General features: G+C 72.3%; 22 protein-coding genes and 2 tRNA genes. 12 read left to right on the top strand and 12 right to left on the bottom strand.

All coding sequences use genetic code 11. The features are described from left to right. Window positions 1-147 precede the first annotated feature (147 nt). A complete protein-coding gene (locus FH715_RS08155; protein WP_139642267.1) occupies window positions 148-414 on the top strand; it encodes a DUF3073 domain-containing protein in 267 nt (88 codons plus the stop codon). Window positions 415-634: 220 nt separating this feature from the next. On the opposite strand, the gene purM is transcribed toward FH715_RS08155, so the two are convergent. The 3 genes from purM to FH715_RS08140 form a co-directional block, all read right to left on the bottom strand. Then, window positions 635-1705: a phosphoribosylformylglycinamidine cyclo-ligase gene (purM, locus tag FH715_RS08150; RefSeq protein WP_139642265.1), complete on the bottom strand. Its 1071-nt coding sequence runs from the start codon at window positions 1703-1705 to the stop codon at window positions 635-637. 43 nt (window positions 1706-1748) lie between these two features. Next, on the bottom strand, window positions 1749-3305 hold the full coding sequence (gene purF / locus FH715_RS08145) for an amidophosphoribosyltransferase (RefSeq protein WP_139642263.1): 1557 nt from the start codon (window positions 3303-3305) through the stop codon (window positions 1749-1751). Between the two features lie 101 nt (window positions 3306-3406). After that, window positions 3407-4213 carry a sterol carrier family protein gene (locus FH715_RS08140; RefSeq protein WP_139642261.1) on the bottom strand — a complete coding sequence of 269 codons (807 nt, stop codon included), beginning with the start codon at window positions 4211-4213 and terminating at the stop codon, window positions 3407-3409. A 115-nt stretch (window positions 4214-4328) separates the two neighbouring features. Here FH715_RS08140 and FH715_RS08135 point away from each other — a divergent pair, with 115 nt between their 5' ends. The 3 genes from FH715_RS08135 to FH715_RS08125 all read left to right on the top strand — a co-directional run bounded on the left by FH715_RS08135 (window position 4329) and on the right by FH715_RS08125 (window position 6021). Continuing rightward, entirely contained in the window at window positions 4329-4847 is a 519-nt protein-coding gene (locus tag FH715_RS08135) for a PH domain-containing protein (RefSeq protein ID WP_139642259.1), read from the top strand. Between the two features lie 148 nt (window positions 4848-4995). Next, window positions 4996-5448: a YbhB/YbcL family Raf kinase inhibitor-like protein gene (locus FH715_RS08130; RefSeq protein WP_139642258.1), complete on the top strand. Its 453-nt coding sequence runs from the start codon at window positions 4996-4998 to the stop codon at window positions 5446-5448. A 69-nt stretch (window positions 5449-5517) separates the two neighbouring features. Further along, a complete protein-coding gene (locus tag FH715_RS08125) occupies window positions 5518-6021 on the top strand; it encodes a hypothetical protein (RefSeq protein WP_139642256.1) in 504 nt (167 codons plus the stop codon). A gap of 105 nt (window positions 6022-6126) precedes the next feature. Here FH715_RS08125 and purL read toward each other — a convergent pair whose 3' ends face one another. The 3 genes from purL to purS are packed head-to-tail and all read right to left on the bottom strand — an operon-like array spanning window position 6127 to window position 9361. Next, window positions 6127-8394, bottom strand: a complete 2268-nt coding sequence (gene purL / locus FH715_RS08120; RefSeq protein WP_139642254.1) for a phosphoribosylformylglycinamidine synthase subunit PurL — start codon at window positions 8392-8394, stop codon at window positions 6127-6129. After that, the gene (gene purQ / locus FH715_RS08115; RefSeq protein ID WP_139642252.1) at window positions 8394-9068 is read right to left on the bottom strand and encodes a phosphoribosylformylglycinamidine synthase subunit PurQ; all 675 of its coding nucleotides are present in this window, start codon (window positions 9066-9068) and stop codon (window positions 8394-8396) included. Before purQ ends, purL begins: the two co-directional genes overlap by 1 nt. Further along, the gene (gene purS / locus FH715_RS08110; protein WP_139642251.1) at window positions 9065-9361 is read right to left on the bottom strand and encodes a phosphoribosylformylglycinamidine synthase subunit PurS; all 297 of its coding nucleotides are present in this window, start codon (window positions 9359-9361) and stop codon (window positions 9065-9067) included. Before purS ends, purQ begins: the two co-directional genes overlap by 4 nt. Before the next feature lie 427 nt (window positions 9362-9788). Between purS and FH715_RS08105 the strand changes: the two genes are divergently transcribed. From FH715_RS08105 to FH715_RS08070, 7 genes are all read left to right on the top strand, one after another. Further along, a complete protein-coding gene (locus tag FH715_RS08105; RefSeq protein ID WP_139642249.1) occupies window positions 9789-10118 on the top strand; it encodes a histone-like nucleoid-structuring protein Lsr2 in 330 nt (109 codons plus the stop codon). Between the two features lie 122 nt (window positions 10119-10240). Continuing rightward, window positions 10241-10315 (top strand) — tRNA-Gly (locus FH715_RS08100). A gap of 64 nt (window positions 10316-10379) precedes the next feature. Then, window positions 10380-10452: transfer RNA gene (locus FH715_RS08095), tRNA-Gly, on the top strand. Window positions 10453-10786: 334 nt separating this feature from the next. Beyond that, on the top strand, window positions 10787-11746 hold the full coding sequence (locus FH715_RS08090) for an ABC transporter ATP-binding protein (protein WP_139642248.1): 960 nt from the start codon (window positions 10787-10789) through the stop codon (window positions 11744-11746). Further along, window positions 11743-12576 (top strand): ABC transporter permease, encoded by an 834-nt coding sequence (locus FH715_RS08085; protein WP_139642245.1) that lies wholly within the window; start codon window positions 11743-11745, stop codon window positions 12574-12576. Before FH715_RS08090 ends, FH715_RS08085 begins: the two co-directional genes overlap by 4 nt. A 122-nt stretch (window positions 12577-12698) precedes the next feature. Beyond that, window positions 12699-14030 carry a sensor histidine kinase gene (locus FH715_RS08075; RefSeq protein WP_246108621.1) on the top strand — a complete coding sequence of 444 codons (1332 nt, stop codon included), beginning with the start codon at window positions 12699-12701 and terminating at the stop codon, window positions 14028-14030. 14 nt (window positions 14031-14044) lie between these two features. After that, window positions 14045-14650 (top strand): response regulator transcription factor, encoded by a 606-nt coding sequence (locus tag FH715_RS08070; RefSeq protein ID WP_139642337.1) that lies wholly within the window; start codon window positions 14045-14047, stop codon window positions 14648-14650. Between the two features lie 114 nt (window positions 14651-14764). Here the strand turns inward: FH715_RS08070 and FH715_RS08065 are convergent, their stop codons facing one another. The 6 genes from FH715_RS08065 to FH715_RS08040 all read right to left on the bottom strand — a co-directional run bounded on the left by FH715_RS08065 (window position 14765) and on the right by FH715_RS08040 (window position 22177). Next, window positions 14765-15691: a phosphoribosylaminoimidazolesuccinocarboxamide synthase gene (locus FH715_RS08065; RefSeq protein ID WP_139642243.1), complete on the bottom strand. Its 927-nt coding sequence runs from the start codon at window positions 15689-15691 to the stop codon at window positions 14765-14767. Window positions 15692-15830: 139 nt separating this feature from the next. After that, window positions 15831-17288 carry a N,N-dimethylformamidase beta subunit family domain-containing protein gene (locus tag FH715_RS08060; RefSeq protein WP_139642241.1) on the bottom strand — a complete coding sequence of 486 codons (1458 nt, stop codon included), beginning with the start codon at window positions 17286-17288 and terminating at the stop codon, window positions 15831-15833. Window positions 17289-17551: 263 nt separating this feature from the next. Next, a complete protein-coding gene (locus FH715_RS08055; protein WP_139642239.1) occupies window positions 17552-19096 on the bottom strand; it encodes a M48 family metalloprotease in 1545 nt (514 codons plus the stop codon). A gap of 195 nt (window positions 19097-19291) precedes the next feature. Beyond that, window positions 19292-20563, bottom strand: coding sequence for a phosphoribosylamine--glycine ligase (purD, locus tag FH715_RS08050; protein WP_139642237.1), 1272 nt, complete (start codon window positions 20561-20563; stop codon window positions 19292-19294). Between the two features lie 281 nt (window positions 20564-20844). Then, entirely contained in the window at window positions 20845-21495 is a 651-nt protein-coding gene (locus FH715_RS08045; RefSeq protein ID WP_139642235.1) for a hypothetical protein, read from the bottom strand. Window positions 21496-21520: 25 nt separating this feature from the next. Beyond that, window positions 21521-22177 carry a GntR family transcriptional regulator gene (locus tag FH715_RS08040; RefSeq protein WP_139642335.1) on the bottom strand — a complete coding sequence of 219 codons (657 nt, stop codon included), beginning with the start codon at window positions 22175-22177 and terminating at the stop codon, window positions 21521-21523. 359 nt (window positions 22178-22536) lie between these two features. Here FH715_RS08040 and FH715_RS08035 point away from each other — a divergent pair, with 359 nt between their 5' ends. Beyond that, window positions 22537-24585 (top strand): serine/threonine-protein kinase, encoded by a 2049-nt coding sequence (locus FH715_RS08035; RefSeq protein ID WP_139642233.1) that lies wholly within the window; start codon window positions 22537-22539, stop codon window positions 24583-24585. Window positions 24586-24631 lie beyond the last annotated feature (46 nt).

The raw sequence follows: 24631 nt of genomic DNA, 5'->3' as shown, positions 1-24631 counted from the left end.
CCTGCGGACGGCGTACCGCGGGGTCCCGGAAGCAGGTACGGTTAAAGACCGATGGACTGGGCGCTTCTGAGAAGGGCCCACTCTCGATCATGAACGGATGTCAACACTCCGGGGCCGTCGTGCCCCGTCGTTGAGGGGGTCGAGCCAATGGGGCGCGGCCGGGCCAAGGCCAAGCAGACTAAGGTCGCCCGCCAGCTGAAGTACAACAGCGGCCGGACGGACCTTTCTCGACTGGCCGAAGAGCTGGGTGCTTCTCCGACGCAGGACCAGCAGCCGTCCAACGGCGAGCCTGCCGAGAGCGACGAAGAGCTGGACGACGACCTGTATTCGCGGTACGCGGAGCTGTACAACGAAGAGGACGAGGAAGACGACCAAGAGCCGTCCCCCGACTCTTCGAAACGGCGTGGCGCCTGACCCGCGCCGCTCGTCTTCGACCAACTCATGGCGTCCGATGGACGCGTGACGACTGGCCCGGTCCGGGAGCCTCCCGGACCGGACTCAGTATTGTGTGGGCCCTTGTCCGCACGACGGCACGCGCCCCACGGACGCTTTCGCCACCGCACGGGCGCGACCTGCGCGGTGGTCGGTGTGCGGACCGGGTGTGACTCCGGTCCCACCGTGTGCGGTTCCACCGTCAACCCGGGTGGTTCCCGCTGAGCGTGGCCGTTCCCCCGTCGGTCTCCGCGGCGACGATCTCGCCGAGGACCCAGGAGGGAACGCCTCGTTCGCCGAGCAGCGCCAGCGCCGGGTCCACCGACTCGCGCGGCAGCACAGCGACCATGCCCACGCCCATGTTCAGCGTGCGCTCCAGCTCCTCCCTGGCCACCCGGCCGACCGAGCCGACCACGTCGAAGACCGGCGCCGGCCGCCAGGTGGAGCGGTCCAGCACCGCCCGCACGCCCTCGGGCAGCACCCGGCCGAGGTTGTTGGCGAGCCCACCCCCGGTGACATGGGCGAACGCGTGCACCTCGACCGCGCGGGTCAGGGCCAGGCAGTCCAGCGAGTAGATCCGCGTCGGCTCCAGCAGCTCCTCGCCGAGCGTCCTGCCGAACTCGGGCACCTCGCGCTCAAGCCCCCAACCGGCCTGGTGCAGCAGCACATGGCGGACCAGCGAGTAGCCGTTGGAGTGCAGTCCGCTGGCGGCCATGGCCACGACCACGTCGCCCGGGCGGACCCGGTCGGCGCCCAGCAGGGCGTCCGCCTCGACCACGCCGGTCGCCGCGCCGGCGATGTCGTACTCCTCGGGGCCGAGCAGCCCCGGGTGCTCGGCGGTCTCGCCGCCCACCAGCGCGCAGCCCGCCAGGACACAGCCCTCGGCGATCCCCTTCACCAGGGCGGCGACCCGCTCGGGGTAGACCTTGCCGACGCAGACGTAGTCGGTCATGAAGAGCGGCTCGGCGCCGCAGACCACCAGGTCGTCGACGACCATGGCGACCAGGTCGCGGCCGACCGTGTCGTGGATGTCGAGGCGCTGCGCGATGGCGACCTTGGTACCGACGCCGTCGGTGGCGGAGGCGAGCAGGGGACGCCGGTAGCGGGTCAACGCTGAGGCGTCGAAGAGCCCGGCGAATCCGCCGAGGCCGCCCACGCTCTCGGGGCGCTGGGCCTTGGCGACCCACTCCTTCATCAGCCGGACGGCGGTCTCGCCGGCCTCGATATCGACACCGGCCGCCGCGTAGCTGGCTCCGGGCACGTTCGTCGTCATCAGGTCTCTCTCGTGTGGTCGTGCGGCACCGGTGCCGGTCGGCTCACGGGCGACGCAGGGCGTCGGCCGCGCCGGGACCGGTGACCAGGGGCAGCGAGGCGCCCTGCCGCGCGGCGCCTTCGTTCCCCCGCTGCTCCAGGAGGTCCTTGCCGAGCAGCTCGGGGTCCGGCAGCTCCACCGGGTACTCGCCGTCGAAACAGGCCCGGCAGAGGTTGGGCCTGGCGATGGTGGTGGCCTCGACCATCCCGTCGAGCGAGATGTAGGAGAGCGAGTCGGCGCCCAGCGAGGCCCCGATCTCGGCCACGGAGAGCCCGTTGGCGATCAGCTCGGCGCGGGTCGCGAAGTCGATGCCGAAGAAGCAGGGCCACTTGATCGGGGGCGAGCTGATCCGGACGTGCACCTCGGCGGCGCCCGCCTCGCGGAGCATCCGCACCAGGGCGCGCTGGGTGTTGCCCCGGACGATGGAGTCGTCCACGACCACGAGCCGCTTGCCCCGGATGACCTCTTTCAGGGGGTTGAGCTTCAGCCGGATGCCCAGCTGTCGGATGGTCTGACTGGGCTGGATGAACGTGCGCCCCACGTAGGAGTTCTTCACCAGGCCCGAGCCGTAGGGGATGCCGCTGGCCTCGGCGTAGCCGATGGCCGCCGGCGTGCCCGACTCCGGAGTCGATATCACCAGATCGGCGTCGGCCGGCGCCTCGGCCGCCAGCCGTCTCCCCATCTCCACCCGGGAGAGGTACACGTTGCGTCCCGCGATGTCCGTGTCCGGACGAGCCAGGTAGACATACTCGAAGACACAGCCGCGAGGCTTCGCATCCGCGAACTTCGTGGAACGGAGCCCGTTCTGGTCGACGGCGATCAGCTCGCCGGGCTCGACCTCGCGGACCATCGAGGCGCCGACGATGTCGAGCGCCGCGGTCTCCGAGGCCACCACCCAGCCGCGCTCCAGCCGGCCGAGCACCAGCGGGCGGAAGCCCTGCGGGTCGCGGGCGGCGTAGAGCGTGTTCTCGTCCATGAAGGCGAACGAGAAGGCGCCCCTGACGCGGGGCAGCACCAGCGGCGCCGCCTCCTCCACGGTCAGCGGCTCGCCGTGCTCGTCGCGCTGTCCCGCTAGGAGCACCGTGACCAGGTCCGTGTCGTTGCTCGTCGCCACCCGCTGGCGGGAGGAATGGCCGCCCGGCAGCTCGGCGACGAGCTGGGCCAGCTCGGCGGTGTTGACCAGGTTCCCGTTGTGGGCGAGCGCGATCGAGCCGTGTCCGGTCGCCCGAAAGGTCGGCTGCGCGTTCTCCCAGGTGGAGGAGCCGGTCGTCGAGTAGCGGGCGTGGCCGACGGCCATGTGGCCGGTCAGCGAGCCGAGGGAGGTCTCGTCGAAGACCTGGGAAACCAGTCCCATGTCCTTGAAGACCAGGATCTTGGAACCGTCGCTCACCGCGATCCCCGCGGACTCCTGTCCGCGGTGCTGTAGCGCGTAGAGCCCGTAATAGGTGAGTTTGGCGACCTCCTCGCCCGGGGCCCAGACTCCGAAGACGCCGCAAGCGTCCCTCGGGCCTTTCTCGCCGGGGTCGAGGTCGTGGTTGAGTCGTCCGTCACCACGTGGCACACCATGAGTTTAGGCCAGAGCGGGGGGTCGACGAGAACCCCTCGATTGTGAGACATACCCCATGCCCGGCCCGGATCGGCCGGAAAGCGGACGCAGGGCGGTCAGACGAGCACGGGCAGTTCATCCGCGAGCACCGCGGCCCGTTCGCCGCTGGCCCGCAGCCGGCCGGTGGCGGTGGCCGCGGCCCAGTCGGTGCGTCCGGTGGCCAGCCGCAGCCAGGTGATCGGATCGCTCTCCACCACGTTGGGCGGGGTCCCCCTGGTGTGCCGGGGGCCGGCGAGACACTGCACCGCGGCGAACGGCGGCACCCGCACCTCCGTCGAGGCGCCGGGCGCCTTGGCCGCCAGCGCGTCGGCCAGCACACGGACGGTGATCGCCAGCGCCTGCCGGTCGAGCCGCACGGGCGTGCCCGTCGCCCGGGTCAGGTCGTCGCTGTGCACCACCAGCTCGACGACCCTGGTCACCGTGAAGTCCAACGCCCGCATCGCGCCGAAACGGTGGGGCACCAGCAGGTCCTCCCTGACCCCCGTCTCGACGACCGCGTCCAACTCCTCAGCCGCGCCGTCGATCGCCGCCCGGTGGTCGTCCTGGCGGCCGGCGGCCTCACGGGAGTCGCGGTCCAGGTCAGCGGCGAGGTCGCGGGTGCCAAGCACCCAGCGGTCCAGGTCGACCTCCGCCCTGGCCGCCGTGGGCGCGGGCCGCGCCAGCAGCCGGGGCAGCGCGTCCATCTCCTCGGCGAGATGCGCCAGCAGCACCCGCACATCCCAGCCCGCCAAACCTGACGGTCGCGTGAGCTGCCCGTCGGGCAGCTCACGCACGGCCAGCCGCAGGAACTCCACCTGGGCGAGCAGCGCGTCACGGACCCGTTCGGCTTGGTGGACGCGGGGTTTGCGGCGGGCTGGAGGCATGACACGGAGCTTACGTCGGCCACCCGTCGCGGGACGGTGACTCGGATGGTGACAAGGTCATACCAACCAGGCGCTTCCCTGGGCCGGCCGGCCGCGGCGGGCCTAGGATGCGGCCATGGTGTACGCGGACCGGTATCTGGCAGAGGACGAGGAACTCGTCTACGAGACCAGGCAGCACTGGACGACGCTGGTCAGTGAGTTTCTGCTGCTGTGTCTGATCATCGTTCTGGCGAGCGCGGCCATCTGGGCCCTGCCGACCGACGAGGACTGGGGCGGTACCGCGGTCTGGGTGGTGCTCGGGGTGGCGGCTATCGCCGCGATCTGGCTCTGGCTGGTCCCCCTGCTCCAGTGGCGCGCCACGATCTACTTCCTCACCACCAAGCGGCTGCACAAGCGCTCGGGCTTCCTGTCCAAGCGGGGCCGCAGCATCCCGCTGGCGCGCGTCAACGACGTGTCGTTCTCCGCCTCCCTGTGGGAGCGGCTGATGCGCTACGGAACGGTGCGCGTCCAGTCCGCCTCCGAGCAGGGAATGATGACGCTGCGGCACGTTCCGGACCCGGAGGGGCTCAAGAGCCGCGTCTACCAGGCGATCGACGGCCTGCGCGACGAGCCGCCGGCGCAGCCGCCCTACTGAGGGGCCGCCCTCGAAGGAAACCCCGGGACGGAACGCCGAGACGGACGCGCCGGGACGGACGCGCCGGGACGGAAACACCGGGGAGAAAACCCGCAAAAAGGGGCGCATCACCTGAATGCCTCGCCGGCAACCGGGTACCCCGGACGGCATGGCTGGTATCGAACTGCACAGCACGGCGTTCAACGACCGCACGCCGATTCCAGGCCGCTACGCCCTGGACGGCGAGAACGTCTCCCCTCCCCTGATCTGGTCGACGCCCCCCAGGGGCACGACCGAGCTGGTGCTGCTCTGCGAGGACCCGGACGCCCCGTCCGGCACCTTTGTGCACTGGCTGGTCACCGGCATCGACCCGGACAGCGGCGGAGTCGCCGAGGGGGACGTGCCCGACGGCGGCACCGCGCACCGCAACGACTTCGGCGACCGCGGCTGGGACGGCCCCCAACCGCCGGTGGGTGACCGGCCGCACCGCTATCGCTTCCGGCTCTACGCGGTGCCGGAACCGGTGCCGCTGCCCGAGGCGGCCACCGCGGAGCAGGTGCACAGGACCATGAGCCAGCACGGGCTGGCCAGCGGTCTGCTCACCGGCCTCCACCAGCGGTGATCTCCCGCGGTCATCCCGCGCGGGTCCAGCGGTGACCCCGCGCCAGCGGAGCAGGAAGGAGTGCGGCCCATGGTCCGCAAGAAGGTCGAGGGCAACGAGGAGCAGCGCCGCGCGGCGGCCAGGGCCGCCAAGGCGGCGGGGGAACGCCCCAGCGCCCGCAACGTCACCACCGGCGCCTCCAAGCAGCGCACCCATCTGCCCGACCGGAACTCGCTCGACCACGACGAACGGATGGAGCCCCTGACGCGCGGCAAGCAGCGGGTCGAGGCCGCCGAGCAGGAGGCCGAACGCGAGGAGCCGCCGCCGGCCGAGCCGCCCGGCCGTTCGTTCACCGGCCGGGAGAACCCCGGCTACGGGCCGGAACACCAGACGGTCTTCCAGGCCGTGGCCCAGGCGGAGCGGCGGCACGACGGCGAAGCCGTGCACGCCCACGAGGTGGCCCGCGTCGCCGGCCTTCCGCACGAGCGGACCAAGGTGCTCCTGCACGACCTGGTGACCTCCCAGCACCTGGTCACCAAGCTGGAGGGCACCGACGACCCCGACCTCGGGCCCCGCTACGAGACCAGGCCCTGACCGGGAACTACCGGCACGGGCCCGGCCCGCGGGCGACGACCGCGCGGCCTCGGCCGGGTCGTCGTCCGCGGGCCGGCGACCAGCCGGGGCCCCGCGGCCCCGAGGTCAGCCGAAGAGCGCGCGGAGCGGACGCTCGTGCGCCTCGCGCAACTCGCCCAGGGAGAGCGTGAACTGCCCCTGGACCTCGATGTCCGAGCCGTCCACCACGCCGATCCGCGCCGCGGGCAGCCCCCGGGCCGCGCACATGTCGGTGAAGCGCACCTCCTCGCCGCGCGGCAGCGCGACCACGGCGCGTGCGGTGGACTCGGAGAGCAGGAAGGTGAACGGCGTCAGCCCCTCGGGCACCACGAGCCGCGCCCCGTGCCCGCCCCGCAGACAGGACTCGACGACAGCCTGGATCAGGCCACCGTCGGAGAGGTCGTGGGCGGCGTCGATCATGCCGTCCCTGCTGGCGGAGATCAGGATCTCGGCCAGCAGCCGCTCGCGCTCCAGGTCGACCCGCGGCGGCAGCCCGCCCAGATGGCCGTGGACCACGTCCGTCCACGCCGAGCCGCCGAACTCGTCCGCCGTCTCGCCCAGCAGATAGAGCAGCTGGCCCTCGGTCCTGAACGCCATCGGAGTGCGTCGGGTGACGTCGTCGATCACGCCCAGCACGCCGACCACCGGGGTCGGGTGGATCGCGGTCTCGCCCGTCTGGTTGTAGAGCGAGACGTTGCCGCCCGTGACGGGCAGGCCCAGCTCCAGACAGGCGTCCGCCAGGCCCCGGGTGGCCTCGGCGAACTGCCACATCACCCCGGGGTCCTCGGGCGAGCCGAAGTTCAGACAGTCCGTGACGGCCAGGGGCCGCGAACCGCCGGCAGCCACGTTCCGGTAGGCCTCGACCAGCGCCAGCTGGGCGCCCGCGTAGGGGTCCAGTTTGGCGTAGCGGCCGTTGCCGTCGGTGGCCAGCGCGACGCCGAGGTTGGTCTCCTCGTCGATCCGCAGCATCCCGCTGTCCTCGGGCTGGGACAGCACCGTGTTGCCCAGGACATAGCGGTCGTACTGGTCCGTGACCCAGGAGACGTCGGCCTGGTTGGGCGAGCCGACCAGCCGCAGCACCTGCTCCCGCAGCTCGGCACCGTCGACGGGGCGCGGCAGCCGCGCCGGGTCGTCGGTCTGGAGCGCGTCCTGCCAGTCGGGACGGGCGTAGGGGCGCTCGTAGACCGGCCCCTCGTGCGCCACCGTGCGCGGCGGAACGTCCACCACCTGCTCGCCGTGCCAGTAGATCTCCAGCCGATCGCCCTCGGTGACCTCGCCGATCACGGTGGCGATGACGTCCCACTTGGCGCAGATCTCCAGGAAGCGGTCGACCTTCTCCGGCTCGACCACCGCGCACATGCGCTCCTGCGACTCGCTCATCAGGATCTCCTCGGGGGAGAGCGAGGAGTCGCGCAGCGGCACGGTGTCCAGCTCGACGCGCATCCCGCCGGAACCGGCCGAGGCCAGCTCGGAGGTGGCGCAGGAGAGGCCGGCGCCGCCGAGGTCCTGGATGCCGGCGACCAGGCGCTCGGCGAAGATCTCCAGGGTGCACTCGATGAGCAGCTTCTCCTGGAACGGGTCGCCGACCTGCACCGCGGGGCGCTTGGCCGGGCCGGTGGAGTCGAAGGTCTCGGAGGCCAGCACCGAGACGCCGCCGATGCCGTCGCCGCCGGTGCGGGCGCCGTAGAGGATGACCTTGTTGCCCGCGCCTGCGGCCTTGGCCAGATGGATGTCCTCGTGCCGCATGACGCCCACGCAGAGGGCGTTGACCAGTGGGTTCCCCTGGTAGCAGGGGTCGAAGACGACCTCGCCCCCGATGTTGGGCAGCCCGAGGCAGTTCCCGTAGCCGCCGATGCCGGCGACCACGCCCGGCAGGACCCGGCGGGTGTCGGGGTGGTCGGCGGCACCGAAGCGCAGCGGGTCCATCACGCCGATCGGGCGGGCGCCCATGGCGAGGATGTCGCGCACGATCCCGCCGACCCCGGTGGCCGCGCCCTGGTAGGGCTCGACGTAGGAGGGGTGGTTGTGCGACTCGACCTTGAAGGTGACGGCGTAGCCCTGGCCGACGTCGACGACGCCGGCGTTCTCCCCGATGCCGACCAGCAGCGCGTCGCTGGCGGGGGCCTTCTCTCCGAACTGCCTCAGATGGACCTTGCTGGACTTGTAGCTGCAGTGCTCCGACCACATCACGGAGTACATGGCGAGCTCGGCGCCGGTGGGACGACGGCCGAGGATCTCCCTGATCCGCAGGTACTCGTCCTCCTTCAGACCCAACTCGGCCCAGGGCTGGGCGGCTTCGGGGGTGTCGGTGGCGTGCTTGACGGTGTCCAGGACGGGCTTGGACTGTGCGGACATCAGGCGACCAGCTTCTTGAGTACCGAGGTGAAGAACGGGAGGCCGTCGGTGGTCGGCCCGGTCAGGGCCTCGACAGCGTGTTCCGGGTGGGGCATCAGCCCCACGACGTTGCCGGCCGCGTTGGTGATGCCGGCGATGTCCCGGCGGGAGCCGTTGGGGTTCACGTCCAGGTAGCGGAAGACCACCCGGCCCTCGGCCTCCAGCGCGTCGAGGGTGGACTCGTCGGCCACGTAGCCGCCCTCGCCGTTCTTCAACGGGACGGTGATCTCGGCGCCGGAGGCGAAGTCCCCGGTCCAGGCGGTGGCGGCGTTCTCCACGCGCAGCCGCTGGTCGCGGCAGACGAAGTGGAGATGGTCGTTGCGGGTCAGCGCGCCGGGCAGCAGATGGGATTCGCAGAGCACCTGGAAACCGTTGCAGATACCGAGGACGGGCAGACCTTCCCTGGCGCCGGCAATGATCGTTTCCATGACGGGGGAGAATCGCGCGATCGCGCCACAACGGAGATAGTCCCCGTAGGAGAATCCCCCGGGCAGGATCACCGCGTCGACCTGGTGCAGGTCTTTGTCTCCGTGCCAGAGCGCGACCGGCTCTCCGCCCGCGAGCTTTACCGCGCGGCCCGCGTCCTGGTCATCGAGAGATCCGGGAAATGTGACGACTCCTACACGAGTGGTCACCGGACCGCCCCTTCTTCCGCATTGTTGTCGGCGGACGCGGCTTCGGCCGGCTCCTCGACGCGGACCACGAAGTCCTCGATCACGGTGTTGGCCAGAAACGTGCCGGCGATCTCCCTGATCCTGGCGAGGGCCGCCTCGTCGGCGGGCCCCTCCAGGTCGAGTTCGAAGCGCTTGCCCTGGCGGACGTCCGCGATGCCCTCGAACCCGAGGCGGGGCAACGCGCGTTGGACCGCCTGTCCCTGGGGGTCGAGGATCTCCGGCTTGAGCATGACGTCAACTACGACGCGGGCCACTGGTTACTCCCGGTGGTGATGCGGTGGTGGTGATACGGGACGACGCAGCCTGACACGGAGGTGACACGGTGCTTGACGCCGCATGGATCAGCCTACCCGGCGAAGAAATCTACACGGGTAGACGACCGGATACTGGTCACGTTAAGGTATCGGGCCAACAAACCCCTGCAAGAAACGAGTGTGAAAAAGTAGGGTCCCGGTACGTGATGACTCTCGCCATGAGATGCGGGAGAGATCACGAGATGGTCCGTCAGATGACACGCGACGGTATTTCCGGCGTTTCACTTAAGCGCCTCCAGCGCAGTACAAATTAAGAAGAAGCTCACTCACGAGGGGAGCGCCGAGTTCGTGGCCGCCGGGATACCCGGCGCGACCCGCCCCGGAACGTCGGGGATACGGCGACACACTCCCGAAAGGACCGATATCCGTGGCACAGCGTGTAGTGGTCACTCTCTCCGATGACATCGACGGCGGGGAAGCCGCCGAGACGGTCGCCTTCGGCCTCGATGGCAAGACCTACGAGATCGACCTCAGCTCGGACAACGCCGAGCAGCTGCGCGGCGCGCTCGCCCCCTTCGTCGAGGCGGGACGGAAGCGGAGCCGCTCGGGCCGCGCCTTCCACCGCACCGCCGTGGCACCCGACCCGCGCGCGGTGCGCGCCTGGGCCGAGTCCAACGGGCTGGGCGTGCCGGCCAGGGGCCGCATCCCCCGGAAGGTGTACGACGCGTTCAACCAGGCGCACGCGACGGCTCGTTGACCCGCACGGCCGCCGAGCGGGTGGCGGACGGAGCCGACTTGCCATGCACCCCGGGTGATCCGCTAGAGTCTGGAGCACGCCGAGGGGCGAAGGGCCGAAAGGCCAAGAACCCCGAGGAGCGTGCGGGTGTAGTTCAGTAGTAGAACACCCTCTTTCCAAGAGGGAGGCGCAGTGTGCAATTCCTGTCACCCGCTCCAGCCGCTGGACCGGTCCTCGGATCGGGTACAGTAGGCCAGCATCACCCGCTCGCGGGTGGCCCACGCGGACGTGGCTCAGTTGGTAGAGCATCACCTTGCCAAGGTGAGGGTCGCGAGTTCGAATCTCGTCGTCCGCTCGGCACGAGGGCCCGATGTCGTTCATCGACATCGGGCCCTCGCTCTGTGCCCGTGTCCTGGTGAACACCGCCCGGGGCCACCCCCTCCGCGTCACGGCCGACCGGCCAGGACCGCCACTCACTCTCCTCGCCCCCCGGCGCATGCTCCGTCTCCCTCGCGGTCGCCGTCCCCTTCCGGGGAGGAGCCCCCGCCCCATCCCGTCCCGGGAGCGGATCTCTGTCCCGGTATGTCGATTCTTCCCGGGATGCGGGGTCGAGGGAACTGACATCTGTCACATGGGTTGGTGACAGCTCGCACTGCCGACGGGGCCGTGGGGACGGAAACCTTGAGGGCATGGATACGGCAATCGAGGTGCAGGGGCTGCGCAGGAGCTATACCGGCCGGGGGTCCGAGAGTTCCTATGAGGCCGTCAGAGGCCTGGACTTCTCCGTGCGGCAGGGCGAGGTCTTCGCCCTGCTGGGGACGAACGGCGCGGGGAAGACGTCCACGGTGGAGCTGCTGGAGGGGCTGGCGCCGCCCACGAGTGGTCAGATCCGGATCCTCGGGCTCGACCCCTTCCACGAGCGGGCGGTGGTGCGCCCCTGGATCGGGATCATGCTCCAGGAGGGCGGGCTGCCGAGCGAGCTGACCGCGCTGGAGACGGCCCGGATGTGGGCCGGCTGCACCACGGACGCCCGGCCGCCCGAGGAGGCCCTGGCCCTGGTCGGGCTTGAGGGGCGGGCCGATGTCCGGGCCAAGCAGCTCTCCGGCGGCGAGCGGCGGCGGCTGGACTTCGCGCTCGCGCTGACGGGCCGCCCCCGGGTGCTGTTCCTCGACGAGCCGACCACCGGTCTCGACCCGCAGGCCCGCCGCACCACCTGGGAGCTGGTGAAGAGCCTTCGCGACGAAGGGACCACGATCGTGCTCACCACGCATTACCTGGAGGAGGCGGAGGCGCTGGCCGACCGTCTGGCGATCATGACCGAGGGCCGGATCACGGTCTCGGGCACGCCGGAGGAGGTGATGGCGGCGCGTCCCTCGCGGATCAGGTTCCTGCTGCCGCCGGGGCTGGCCCCCGCGCAGCTGCCGCTCTCGCTCCCGGCCGCGGTGCACGACCGGCAGGTGGAGATCAGGACCCAGGACCTCCAGACCACGCTCACCGAGCTGCTCCTCTGGGCGAGGGCCCAGGGGGTGGTGCTGGAGGCGCTGGACGCGAGGTCCGCCTCGCTTGAGGAGGTCTTCCTTGAGATAGCGGGCGAGCAGAACGAGTGGAAGCGGCACGCCGCCGCTGTTCAGGGGGGAGAGGCAGCATGAGCACGACACGGAGCGAGCGGCCCGAGCGGACGGTGGGCCCTTCCCAGCGGGCGACGGCGGTGATCAGCGCGGCGTCGTTGCGACGGATGCGGGCGCTGGCGCGGGCGGAGTTGACGCTGCTGGTGCGCAGCAGGACGGCGCTGTGGGTGGCGTTGCTGATGCCGCTGATGATGGTGTTGGCGACCTACTCGGCGACCGAGGAGATGGATCTCTCGGAGGCCGGCCTCAGCCAGGGCGAGGCGGTGCTGACCGGCGGCGTCGGCATGGTGCTGCTGGTGGTCATCTATCTCAACCTGGTGCCGGCGCTGGTGACCCGGCGCGAGGAGCGCGTGTTGAAGCGGCTGCGCACCGGGGAGATAGCGGACAGCGAGATCCTGATGGGTGCCGCGCTGCCGACGGTGACGGTCGCGCTGGTCCAGTGCCTGGTGCTGGTGGTCGCCGGCACCGCGCTGCTGGACGTCTCCGCCCCGGGTTCGCCGATAGTGCTGCTGGCGGGCATAGCCCTGGGCGTCGTCGTGCTGGTCCTGCTGGCGGTCCTGACGGCCGGGCTGACCAAGACGGTGGACAGCTCCCAGATCACCACCACGCCGATGTTGCTGGTCTGCGCGGTCGGCAGCGGGCTCTTCATCCCGCTGGAGATCTTCCCGGACGCGATCACGGAGATCTGCCGGGCGCTGCCGCTGACCGCGCCGGTCGAGCTGATCCGTCACGGTTGGATCGGCGGGCTGGACGGGACCGAGGTGGCGAGCGCCGGTGCGCTCTCCTTGGCGTGGGTGGTCGCCGGGGTGTTTGCTGTGAGGCGCTGGTTCCGCTGGGACCCGAGGCAGTGACGCGTGTGAGGTCGGGCTTCGGCCCTCCGGAGGCACCGGTCCGTGCCCCGGAGGGCCGCCGGGACGGTGGTGCCGCCCGCTCCGGGTGAAAGAGGTATGTCCAGAGGGGAAGGACCCGCTCGATGCGCTTGCCACGTTGGTGGTCCAGGATGCGCCACTCCAGCCACCAGAAGCGCGTGCACGCGTACACGCGCAGCTCGCTGTACTTCGTCGCCATCATGGAGCTGGTGTCGACCGCGCTGGTCCTGTTCAACGCCAGTCCGCTCAAGGACGGTTGGGTGACGCTGGCCGTGTGCGTACTGGTCACCCACCACACGCTGCTGATGCTCTTCTCGACCAGGGACGGCCTCAACCACTATCTCCACCAGGCCGCCAAGCCCAGGAAGCTGCTGGTCTGGACGGCCTTCCTGACCTGTGTCACCGCGCTGCTGGTGGGTGGGGCGATCGCCCTCGACCTGCTGCCGGAGCAGGTCCTGCCGGTGGCGTTCCTCGTCTGCGCTTACTTCGGCGGGCCGGTGGGGCTGCTGGTCCCGCTGCATCGGATGGGTCCCCACTTGGCGGCGCCGCTCGCCTGCTGCCTGATCGCCTTCGGTCTCCAGGGCCCGGGCGTCACCGCGATTCTGGCGCTGGCGGTGGTGCAGTCGGCGGTGATGGTCTTCATGGGGGCCACCTTCCGCACGTCGGCCTGGACGCTGCGGGTGCTGGACCGGGTGGACGCCGCGCGGGAGACGGAGAAGCGGCTGGCGGTGGCGGAGGAGCGGCTGAGGTTCGGGCGCGACCTGCACGATGTGTTGGGCCGCAACCTGTCGGTCATCGCGTTGAAGAGCGAGTTGGCGGCGCAGCTGGCGCGGCGGGGTTCGCCGGTGGCCGTCGACCAGCTGGCCGAGGTGCAGCGGATCGCCCGTGAGTCGCAGCGCGAGATCAGGGAGGTGGTCCGGGGCTATCGCCAGGTCGACCTGCGGGCCGAGCTGGCGGGCGCGCGCGGGGTGTTGGAGGCGGCGGACATCCGCTGTGCGCTGGTAGGAGTGGACGCGGTGGCTCCGGCGCTGTCGCCGAAGGCCGGCTCGGCGCTGGGCTGGGTGGTGCGGGAGGGCGTCACCAACGTGCTGCGGCACTCCTCGGCTGAGCTGTGCACCATCACGTTCGGCACCTCCAGGGACGGCCTGGCCGAGCTGTCCGTGGAGAACGACGGCGCGGTGGCCAGGGAGACCACCGCCGGCGGGGCGGGCACGGGGCTGCCCGGTCTGCGGGAGCGGCTGTCGGCGCTGGGGGGCACGCTGGCGGCGGAGCGCGTCGGGGACGGGATCTTTCGTCTCACGGCACGCGTTCCCCTGGACGCGGAGGGCTCCGGCCCCGCCGTCGCGACGGGCGCGGAGGGGATCGGCGTCGGGAGCGCGGGCGGGGCGCCGGTCGAGGGCAAGGTCGGGGACGTGGAGAGAGAGGTGCGGCGGTGAGCGACAGACGGTCGGTGATCCGGGTGCTGTTGGCCGACGACGAGCATCTGATCAGGGGGGCGCTGGCGGCCCTGCTGGCCCTGGAGGACGACCTGTTGGTGGTCGCCGAGGCCGCCTCGGGCCCCGAGGCGTTGGCGATGGCGCGTGCGCAGCGCCCCGATGTCGCGGTCCTCGATCTGGAGATGCCCGGCGCGGACGGGGTCTCGGTGGCGCAGACGCTGCGCACGGATCTCCCCGGCTGCTCCGTGATGATCGTCACCGGGCACGGTCGCCCGGGGCACCTCAAGCGGGCGCTGGCGGCCGGGGCGCGGGCGTTCCTCCCCAAGACGGTGTCGGCCCAGCGGCTCGGGGAGATCATCCGCGCGGTGCACGCGGGGGATCGCTACATCGATCCGGAGCTGGCGGCCGACGCGATCAGCGCGGGTGACTCGCCGCTGACGGATCGGGAGGCGGAGTTGCTGGAGTTGGCGGCGGACGGGGCGCCGGTGGCGGAGATCGCGGAGCGGGCGGCGTTGGCGCCGGGCACGGTGCGGAACTACCTGTCCTCGGCGGTCGCCAAGCTCGACGCGGAGAACCGTCATGCGGCGGTGCGTCGTGCGCGGGAGCGGGGTTGGCTCTGACGGTTGCGGAAGTTCACCCGCACGGGCGACGTGGCGCCCGCGCGGGTGGCCGTTCCCGCCGGGCCCGGGAGCGGGCGGGGCGGGAACGGGAAGTCACCCGGACGAGTGAGGAGGTCAGGACCAGGGGTTGCCGGTGAGGAGCTGGTACGCCTCGGCGTAGCGCTCCCTGGTCTGCTCGACGACATGCTCGGGCAGCGGCGGGGGCGGGGTGTCGCCCCGGTGGTCCCAGTCGGCGGCCGGGGAGGTGAGCCAGTCGCGGATGTACTGCTTGTCGTAGGCGCGTTGGGGCTGTCCGGGCTGCCACTCGGACTTCCGCCAGAAGCGCGAGGAGTCCGGGGTGAGCACCTCGTCGGCGAGCACCAGCGGCCGTTCCGACGCCTCGTCGCCCTCGGCGCCCGCGGACCGTCCGAACTCGAACTTTGTGTCCGCCAGGATCACCCCGCGGTCCCTGGCGATGTCGCGGGCGCGGTGGTAGATGGCCAGGGTGGTCTGCCGCAGTTGGGCGGCAGTCTCTGCGCCGACCCGGCGGGCGACCTCCTCGTAGGAGACGTTCTCGTCGTGCTCCCCGACGTCGGCCTTGGTGGCCGGGGTGAAGATCGGTGCGGGGAGTTCCGAGCCGTCCTCCAGCCCCTCGGGGAGGGCGAGTCCGCAGACGGTGCGGTGTTCGCGGTACTCGGCGAGGCCGGAGCCGGTGAGGTAGCCGCGGGCGACGGCCTCCACCGGGATCATCTCCAACGGCCGGCAGATCATCGTCCGCCCCGCCCAGTCCTCCGGTGCGCCCGGCGGCGGTTCGGTGCCGACGACATGGCCCGGCACCAGGTCGGCCAGCTGGTCGAACCACCACAGGGAGAGCCGCGTCAGGATGCGCCCCTTGTCGGGGATCTCGGTACCGAGCACCCAGTCGTAGGCGGAGATCCGGTCGCTGGCGACCATGACCAGTTCGCCGGCCTCGTTGCGGTAGAGGTCCCGCACCTTCCCGGTGTGCAGATGCACAAGCCCCGGAACCTTCAAGGGCTCGGGCTGCTCGACGAATCCTGGCACTGCGCCTCCCGGGGCTCGGAGCGGAGGGATGCGGACCGGTCCTGGCCGTTCGTTCCCTTCCGCGTGGTCCATGGGCATTCTTCCGCAACCGACGGGCCCCAGCGCACGCGGGTGCGGGGCCGTCGCCGGCCGGCACACCTCAGTCACGTTTGCAGATGCGATCCAGCAGATTGGCGGTCGCCCGGCGGATCACCCGGTCGATGTGTCCGGGCCTGGCCAGCGCCGGCGCCCAGGCGAAGGTCCCTGAGGCGAAGACCCAGGCACCGCTCGGCGCCTGGTAGAGGGAGGTCTGCTGGTGCCGCCGCGCGCCGTTCTCGTCCTCGTACGGCGAGTGCGCCAGCAGCACCCGGTCGAGCGCGTCCGGCAGCGGCGTGCGCGGGAAGTAACGGTCCGCCTCGCCCGCGACGAGGCCCGGGAGTTCACGCCCCTCCCGCACGCCCGTCGACTCCCACAGCCAGTGGTCGGCGTTGCGCACCACCAGCGGGTGCGGCCGGGGCACCCGCCCCGCGTACTGGATGCCGAGCAGCAGCTGCTCCGGTTGCCCCTGCTCGCGCCAGAGCACCGCGCGCCCCGGCCCCTGCCGTTTGCGGCAGTGCAGCAGCCGGTCGGGGTCGCCCGAGGGCAGCGGGCCCAAGCCGACCTGCCAGTACATGGAGTTGGCCGCGAGGAAGACCAGCGAGGTGCCGATCTCCCTGGCCTCCTCCACGGCCCGGCGCATCGGCACCGACCAGTACTCGTCGTGGCCGGAGAAGACCAGCCCCCGGTAGCGCGTCGCGTCCACGCGCCCCGCGTGCAGGTCGCGCGCCGTCGCGTACGAGAGGTCGTATCCGTACCCCTCGGCCCAGCGGATGAAGTCGTAGGCGTGCCCGGCGTGCAGCGGCAGCCCCGCGCCCGCGTACGGCCGGTCGAAGGAGACCGCGACCGAGGCGTCCTGCTCGCCGAGGAGCCGACCCGTCGCGTCCCAGCCGTGGTAGAGGCTGGCGCCTGAGCGGCCGTCCTCGGGGAAGAGGTTGTACGCCTGCCAGGTCACGTCGGGCAGCACCAGCAGCAGGTCGGCCGGCCGGTCGTCGCGGACGGCGAACGGGACATGGGAGCGGAAGGCGCCGTCCGCCGTGGTCAACACCGCGACGTGGGCGCCGGGTTGCCAGTCGGCGGGGACCTGGAGGCGCCAGGAGAGCCACCAGTGGTGGCAGGAGGCGGTGCGTCCCGCGATCAGCGGGTCCGACTGGCGGAGCCCGTTCAGCTTGGGGCTGCGCAGCAGTAACTGTGCGCCGTCGCCCGCGAAGTGGCCGATCCGGTAGACGTCGATGGTGAACTCCTGCGGCGGGTCGACCGTCACCCGGAAGTCCAGCGCCTGCCCCGGCTCGACCACGCCCTCCGAGGCGAACCCCTTGATCTGGCAGCCCACGTCGTCGGCGGTGCGCGGCCCGTAGGGACCGGAGTCGACGCGTTGCGACGGCAGCGCGTACCCGGCGTCGAAGAAGTGCCCCTCGCTGGACCGCAGCCAGGGCAACGGGCCCTGCCCGTACGGATCGGAGACCGCGTGGGAGAGCGTCGCCACCTCCCAGCGGCGAATGCGCCCGTTGCTCTCGTCCAAGCTCCCCTCCCTGCACCCGCGGTGTGGTCGTGCCGGCACCCAGCACATCACATATGGCGAGCGTACGGTCACCGTTTGTCGTGTGGTTGACCGTTGCGTGATACTCGCACCCCCGGAGCGGCCGTTCGGGACGCGGCGCCGTGGACGCGAGCCGGGTGGTTCCGCGGCGGACGGCCCCCATACCCGGGCGCTCGGGGGCAGAAGCCGCGCGGCGCCCGGCCGCCCGGCGGGTTGCGCGCCGGCGGCGCGCGACGCCGCCGCGCTCAGACCAGCCGCACCGGCTTGTCCGCGCGGACGCCCGCCGCCGCCAGCCAGTCGCGCAGCGGCGTCGCGTCGCCGTCCTCGACCAGGCTGTGCACCGTGGTGGACAGATCCGAGACGGCGCCGCCCGCCGTGCGCAGCACCGGCCCGTCCAGCCAGTCGAGCCCCGGCGAGGCGCCCGCCGTGTCGGCCGCCGCGCAGCAGACCGCCGCGGCCACGTGGTCGATCAGCGACTCCCGCCGCCCGCGCGGCGGTTGCGGGGGAAGGGGCAGCGGCCCCTGCCGCCCGTCGCCGCCCGGCCAGGGCCGCGGGGCGCGCGCCGCCTCCGCCCTGGCGGCGTCCGCGCTCAGCCGCGCGGCCAGCGCGTCCGTGCCGCCGTCGGCCGACGCCGCCTCGGCCAGGCCGTGCAACGCCCGCGCCAGCGTGGGTGTCTCCGTGGCGTCCAGCGCCCGGAAGAGACGGAACGCGCGGTCGCGCCAGACCCGGTCGACGACCTCCTCCGGGTAGGCGGGCCACTCTACGGGGGCCCAGCCCTCTCCCCCGTCGACCGGCAGCCCGTGGAAGATCCGCGCGGCCAGCAGCGAGACGTCACGGTCCACGTCGCCGGGACGTTCCAGCAGATCGCACGCGGGGCGCTGGCCGAGCCTCGCGGCGAAGCCCTCGGCCATCCGGTCCCTGCTGGACAGCTCGGTGAGCGCCGCGGCGACCCCGGCATCCAGGCCGCTCGGCCAGCGCCCGGTGCGCCAGGCCGGCAACGCGACCCGGGTCAGCAGCCGGTCCCAGCCCGCGTAGGCGAGCCCGACCTGCTCCTGGGCGAGCGTGCGCAGCCCCTGGTCGACCCCCCTGGCCCTGGCGGCCGAGGCGGCGGCGACGCCGTGCTCCATCCCGGCCGAGTGGACGGCCGCGGCCGACAGCAGCCGGCGGGCCAGCCAGCCGGCGCCCGCGGCGACCGGCGCCGTGACCGGCCGCAGCTCCTCCGCCCGGCCGGCCGCCGCGTCCCAGGCGCGCAGGCAGCGGCGGGCCGAGGCGATGTCCGGGTGCGCGGCCGGCCCCGTGCCGGCGACCACGGGCGCCAGCAGCGCCCGCAGCTCGCCGACCCGCAGCCACCACAGGAACGGGGAGCCGATGACCAGCGTCGGCGCGGTCGAGGCCGAGCGGAGCGCCGGTCCGACCGGCTCCTCCAACCAGCTGTCGCAGTCGGGGGTGACCGCGATCGCCCCCGGGCGCGGCACGTCCAGCTGCGCCGCCAGCTCGCCTATCAGCCGGTGCAGCGCGGGCGCCGCCGGCTCGGGCAGCGGGACGCTGGGCGTCGGCGCCTGCGGCGCGGTGGCGACCCGCGCGGCCAGCGCGCCGGCGAGCGCGAGCACCGCGGCGGCGACCGCGGCCGTCACCTGGAGGAGCGCCGCCGGGGCGCCCACGACCGCCAGCACGATCGCCACGGCCGCCGGCGTCAGGGCCAGCGCGAGCGCCGTGTTGCGCACCCGCAGCACGGCCAGCGCGTGATCCCGCGCGGAGTATGTGGGGTTACGCGCCTCGCGCTGCACCATGCCCGGCCCTCCGCCGTTTGTCCGCTGTCGTCCGCTTCTCCCACTGTGACACCGGGGACCGACAGCGCAAGGCGCGCTGCGCCGAACGCCTGAGGGGCCGGTGGGTGGGATCGACGACGTTGCGCCGCCCGGTAGTTGGGCGTGCGCCGCACCCTAGTGCGGTGCGGCGGGCGCGTCAGCCGGACCGAGCATCGGTCACTCGATGGTGGGGCTTTGGTCAGAGGCGGCCCGCTCGGCGATGTCCGTGCGGTGCTGCGAACCGGCCAGCCCGATCCGGCCCACAGCCCGGTAGGCGCGGTCCCTGGCCTCGGCGAGGTCCACGCCCAGCGCGGTCACGGAGAGCACCCGACCGCCGGCGGAGACGATCCGGCCCTCCTCGTCCCTCCGGGTGCCGGCGTGCAGCACGTGCACGGCGGGGGCGTCCTCGGCGGCGACGGCCTCAAGGCCCTCGACCGGGTCGCCCGTGCGGGGGGCCGCCGGGTAGCCGTCGGCCGCGATCACCACGGTGACGGCGGCGCCGTCGGACCAGCTCAGCGGCGGGAAGGCCGCCAACTCGCCGGTCGCAGCCGCCAGCAGCAGCCCGGCCAGCGGGGTCTCCAGCCGGGCCAGCACGACCTGGGTCTCCGGGTCGCCGAACCGGGCGTTGAACTCCACCACGCGGACGCCACGCGAGGTCAGCGCGAGGCCCGCGTAGAGCAGCCCGGAGAACGGGGTGCCGCGTCGGCGCAACTCGGCGACCGTGGGGCGCAGCACCGTTTCGAGCACCTCGTCGGTGAGCCCGGGGTCCGCCCAGGGCAGCGGCGTGTAGGCGCCCATGCCACCGGTGTTGGGGCCGAGGTCGCCGTCGAGTGCGCGCTTGAAGTCCTGCGCCGGGGTCAGCGGGACGACCGTCTCGCCGTCGGTGACGGCGAAGAGCGAGACCTCGGGGCCGTCCAGATACTCCTCGATCACCACCCGCTCGCAGCCGCGCGCGTGCGCCCTGGCCTCCGCGAGGTCGTCGGTGACGACCACGCCCTTGCCGGCGGCGAGTCCGTCGTCCTTGACCACGTACGGCGGGCCGAAGGCGTCCAGCGCCGCGTCGGCCTCGGCCGGGGTGGCGCACACGTGGGAACGGGCCGTGGGCACGCCTGCCGCCGCCATGACCTCCTTGGCGAACGCCTTGCTCCCCTCCAGCCTGGCCGCCTCGGCGCCGGGGCCGAAGACCGGCAGGCCGGCCGCGCGCACCGCGTCCGCGACCCCGGCGACCAGCGGCGCCTCGGGGCCGACCACCACCAGCTCGGCGCCGAGCCCGAGCGCCAGCTCGGCGACGGCCGAGCCGTCGAGCTGGTCGACCGGGTGGCACGTCGCCGACGCGGCGATGCCGGCGTTGCCCGGTGCGCAGTGCAGCTCGGTGACGGCGGGATCGCGGGAGAAGGCGTGACACAGGGCGTGTTCGCGGGCGCCGCCGCCGATGACGAGGATTCTCACGCGGGCAGCCTAACCGCGCCCACCGACAGCCCGACGCCCCCGTCCACCTCCCGGAACACGCCCGCGCCGGAACGGTCAGGAACGGCGAGAACAAGCACGGGACAACGACAGAAGCCGCCACACGCCCATCGGCCTCCGCCAAGCCCCGAACGGAAAGCCCCGAACGGACACGGCCCCGTCCGAACGAGAACGGTCGAACCGGAAACGGTCGAGCGGAAACGGTCGAGCGGAAAGGGTCGAGCGAGACCGTCCGAGCGAGACCGACCGGACGAGACCGGGTCTCAGCTGAAGACGATCATCGACCCCTGCGCCAGGCTCCGCGTCGCCGCCGCGTGCAGGCCGAGCCAGACGTGGCGTTCCCTGGCGAAGGGGCCCTGGCCCTCGACCGGTACGGCGGCCGGCTCGTCCAGCCGGGTCGGGCGGCTCGGCGCGGTGGGCGGGGCCGGCGGGTTGGCGGGGTCGATCTCCAACGCGGGCGCGACCAGTTCCAACTCGCGCAGCAGCCCGTGGCTGGAGCCGAGCGGCCCGCCGCCCTCCATCAACGCGTCGTTGACCAGCGGCTGGGGGAAGTCGACCGGCAGATAGGCGCCCGCGTGGTCGAAGTGCCACACCAGGTGCGCCTGCTGCGCGCCGCTCTCGAACATCTCCAGCAACTGCTGGTAGTCGCCGTCCAGCGCGTTCGCCGGCGTCACCGGAAGCCCGCTGCGCTGGAGCAGATAGGCGCGGCGCAGCAGATGGAGCGCCGTGTAGTCGAAGCCGGCCACCGGCGCGACCTCGCCGACCATCCCCGGCACATAGCCGAAGACCGGCACCGGCGGCAGCCCGGCGTCCGTCAGGGCCCGGTCGTACTCGGCGATCTCCTCGGCGAACGGATTGTCCGGGCTGTGGCACAGGACGTCAACGAGGGGGACCAACCACAGGTCACAGGCCACGTACGGGCTCACTTCCGGTCCGGCGTCAGGGCCCGCCGAGTTCGGCGGCAAGAGCCAGGATGTGCGACCGGTACTCACAGAGCAACTGTCCCGCCTCCTCGAAGTCGCTCGTCTCGATCGCGTCGGCGAGCGGCAGATGGCCGGCCCACAGCCGCCCGGCGAGGCGTTCCCCGCCACGCAGCCGGGGAACGAGGAAGGCCCAGCAGCGCACCCGCAGCCGGTCGAGGAACTCGCCGACGTGCGGGTTGTCCAGAAGCGCGTCCAACTCCCGCCAGTAGCGGAGGTCGTAGGCGATCAGGATGTCCAGGTCGCCGACGAGGGCGGCCTGTCGAGCGGCGACCGCGCGGCGACGGATCGAGGTGAACGTGTCCCCCGTCTCCCGCCGCCGGGCTAACAGCGGATTGCGGTGGAAGACACCGTCGCTGACCAGCGCCAGGGCCTCGACCATCTGCCGGAAGTCGGTGAGGGTCAGCTGCTTGATCCGGTAGCCGCGGTGCTGCTCCACCTCCAACAGCCCCTGCGCCGACAGGTCGACCAGCGCCTCACGCACCGGGGTGGCCGAGACCCCGTACTGTTCGGCGATCTCCCGAACGGTGAACTCGGCGTCGGGTGCGAGGCGCCCGGCGAGTATCTCCTCGCGCAGGGCCTCTGCCAGCTGCTCTCGCAGGGTGCTGCGTTGAATCACGGCAGCCCAGACTACCTTCACCCACTTGACAGGATGCTGTCATCACCGTCGGGGGCGCGCGCCGCCCCTTTCCCCCGCCCCGAAGTCACCGATCCACGCCCGACACCGCGCCGGCGGCGGCGGAGCCGAGCGCCGCCGCCCAGCTCACGACGGCGCACCCGCCGGAGCGCTGACCGGTGCCCACACGCCGGCGCCCGCCACACCCCCACACGCCCCTCGGAGCCGTGTCCCCTCCCGGGTCCGACCGCCGCGGGAAAGTGCCCTTTCCGGTGGTGAACCGGCGTGTGCGGGGCGCCCTTTGACCTCTATCCTCGGGATAGGGAACCAATGTCGTCACCAGGGGAGTCTGTTTCCACATGGATCGCCTGAGGCCGGAGGACCCACAACGCATCGGTGAGTACCGACTCCTGGGCAGGCTCGGCGAGGGCGGCATGGGCCAGGTCTACCTGGCCCGTTCGGAGCGCGGTCGCACGGTGGCCGTGAAGACGATCAAACGGGAGCTGGCGCAGGAGCCCGACTTCCGCCGCAGGTTCTCGGACGAGATCACCGCCGCCCAGCGGGTCGGCGACCAGTGGACCGCGCCGGTGCTGGACGCCGACACCGAGGCCGCCACCCCCTGGGTCGCCACCGGCTACATCGCCGGTCCCTCGCTCCACGAGGTGGTGGGCCGCGACTACGGCCCGCTGCCGGAGCGCAGCGTGACGCTGCTGGCCAACGGGCTCGGCCACGCGCTGCGCGCCATCCACGGGGCCGGTCTGGTGCACCGCGACCTGAAGCCGTCCAACGTGCTGATGACCATCGACGGCCCCCGCGTGATCGACTTCGGCATCGCCCGCGCCCTGGAGCCCGGCCCCGGCGCGGGAGTGACCAGGACCGGCGCCACCGTGGGCTCGCCCGGTTTCATGGCGCCCGAGCAGGTGCGCGGCCAACGGGTCACGCCCGCCAGCGACATCTTCTGCCTCGGCTCGCTGCTCGCCTACGCCGCGACCGGCCGCACCCCGTTCGGGGCGCTGGACTCGGGCGTGCACATCCTGATGTTCCGGATCGCCGAGGAGGCCCCCGACCTCTCCGGGGTGCCGGACTCGTTGCGGCAGTTGATCACCGCCTGTCTGGCCAAGGAGCCGGAGGAGCGGATCGGCGTCGAGCGGCTGCTGGCCGCCACCCAGCCGGAGGCGGCCCTGCACGAGCCCTGGCTACCGGGCGCCCTGGTGGCGCAGTTGGGCCGGCACGCGGTGCGGCTGCTGGACTCGGAGAACCCGGTCAGCCGGGTGGACAACCCGGTGCTGCCCAGGACCGAGGCGGCGCCCCCCGCGCCGCCGGCGCCGCCGAGCGGAGAGCGCACCCCGCGCCCCTCGTCCGACCCGGTGCCGCCGCCCGGCCCCCCGCCGCCGCCCGCCGGGCAGCCCCAGCAGTCCTGGCCCGGCGGGCGCCCGGCGCCCCGGCCGACGCCGATCCCCTCCCCCTACTCCCAGCCGGACGGCGGCCCTTACCAGCGGGGCTCAGGCGGCTGGTCGCCGCCCGGTTCGCCCTACGGCGCCCCCTCCACGGGCGCGGGCACCGGCTCCGGCTCCGGTGGCTGGCGCGCCAGGAAGGGGCCGCTGGGCGCGCTGGCCGCCGCCGGCCTGGTCCTGGTGGTGCTGGCCGTGGTGCTGCTGGTCCGCATGGGCGGCGGGGGTTCCGACACGGCGATAGACGACTCGTATCTGGGCGTCTGGCAGGGCGAGTACAGCAGCGGCGACGACGAGCCGCGGGAGCTGCGTTTCGAGATCGCCCAGGGCGCGGAGGGCGAACTCGTGGGTAACGCCCTCACCCTCACCCCCGAGATTCTGTGCGCCTATGATGTGCGGCTCGACTCCTTCGGAGACGAGGGGCTGGGCTTCACCGAGGAGTCCAACTGGAGTGTCCCCGAGGAGCAGACCAGCGAGGCCTGCCGGGACAACAACACGGTGCAGACGCTGCGGCTCTCGGAGAACGGTGAGGAGGCGACATGGACTTACGGAGAACAACAGGCAACGTTGCACCGCGGTCCGGACCGCACCGACAGCGCCGTTCCCGAAGACCTGGTCGCGGGCTGGAAGCACGAGTTCACTGACAGCAGCGACAACGAGTGGTCGGATGTGATCACCATCGAGCAGGGCGCCGTCGGCGACCAGCTTCTGCGCTATGAAAGGACCAGGCGCGGAAGCGGGGAGATCGAATGCGTCTGGGAGAACAAGCTGGTCAGGGTAGAGGGCGGGCAGCTGACCTTTGGTCCCGACCAGTTGGCGGAGACCGGCGAGGACGCCACCTGCCGGGTGTACGCCGCCATTCGTGTGCGACTCAAGGAAGATGATCGGGACACGATTCAGATCTCCTGGCTGGACGCTCTGGGGGAGGATCCAGCCGAGCACACACGCAACGATTAGGTATGCCTCAGGTCACGAATTGACACGGTTACGGGCCAAAGTGGCA

The sequence above is a fragment of the Streptomyces sedi genome (assembly GCF_006335015.1).
In the GTDB taxonomy this organism is placed as follows: Bacteria; Actinomycetota; Actinomycetes; order Streptomycetales; family Streptomycetaceae; genus Streptomyces; species Streptomyces sedi.
Note: the sequence above shows the minus strand (reverse complement) of the source record. Positions and strands in the feature narration are given on the sequence as shown.

Coding starts and splice junctions, on each gene's coding strand:
- FH715_RS08055 (WP_139642239.1), bottom strand. CDS start 19,096: ATGGTGCAGCGCGAGGCGCGTAACCCCACATACTCCGCGCGGGATCAC.
- FH715_RS08075 (WP_246108621.1), top strand. CDS start 12,699: ATGCGCTTGCCACGTTGGTGGTCCAGGATGCGCCACTCCAGCCACCAG.
- purL (WP_139642254.1), bottom strand. CDS start 8,394: ATGTCCGCACAGTCCAAGCCCGTCCTGGACACCGTCAAGCACGCCACC.
- FH715_RS08090 (WP_139642248.1), top strand. CDS start 10,787: ATGGATACGGCAATCGAGGTGCAGGGGCTGCGCAGGAGCTATACCGGC.
- FH715_RS08135 (WP_139642259.1), top strand. CDS start 4,329: ATGGTGTACGCGGACCGGTATCTGGCAGAGGACGAGGAACTCGTCTAC.
- FH715_RS08140 (WP_139642261.1), bottom strand. CDS start 4,213: ATGCCTCCAGCCCGCCGCAAACCCCGCGTCCACCAAGCCGAACGGGTC.
- FH715_RS08155 (WP_139642267.1), top strand. CDS start 148: ATGGGGCGCGGCCGGGCCAAGGCCAAGCAGACTAAGGTCGCCCGCCAG.
- FH715_RS08035 (WP_139642233.1), top strand. CDS start 22,537: ATGGATCGCCTGAGGCCGGAGGACCCACAACGCATCGGTGAGTACCGA.
- purM (WP_139642265.1), bottom strand. CDS start 1,705: ATGACGACGAACGTGCCCGGAGCCAGCTACGCGGCGGCCGGTGTCGAT.
- FH715_RS08125 (WP_139642256.1), top strand. CDS start 5,518: ATGGTCCGCAAGAAGGTCGAGGGCAACGAGGAGCAGCGCCGCGCGGCG.
- FH715_RS08130 (WP_139642258.1), top strand. CDS start 4,996: ATGGCTGGTATCGAACTGCACAGCACGGCGTTCAACGACCGCACGCCG.
- FH715_RS08085 (WP_139642245.1), top strand. CDS start 11,743: ATGAGCACGACACGGAGCGAGCGGCCCGAGCGGACGGTGGGCCCTTCC.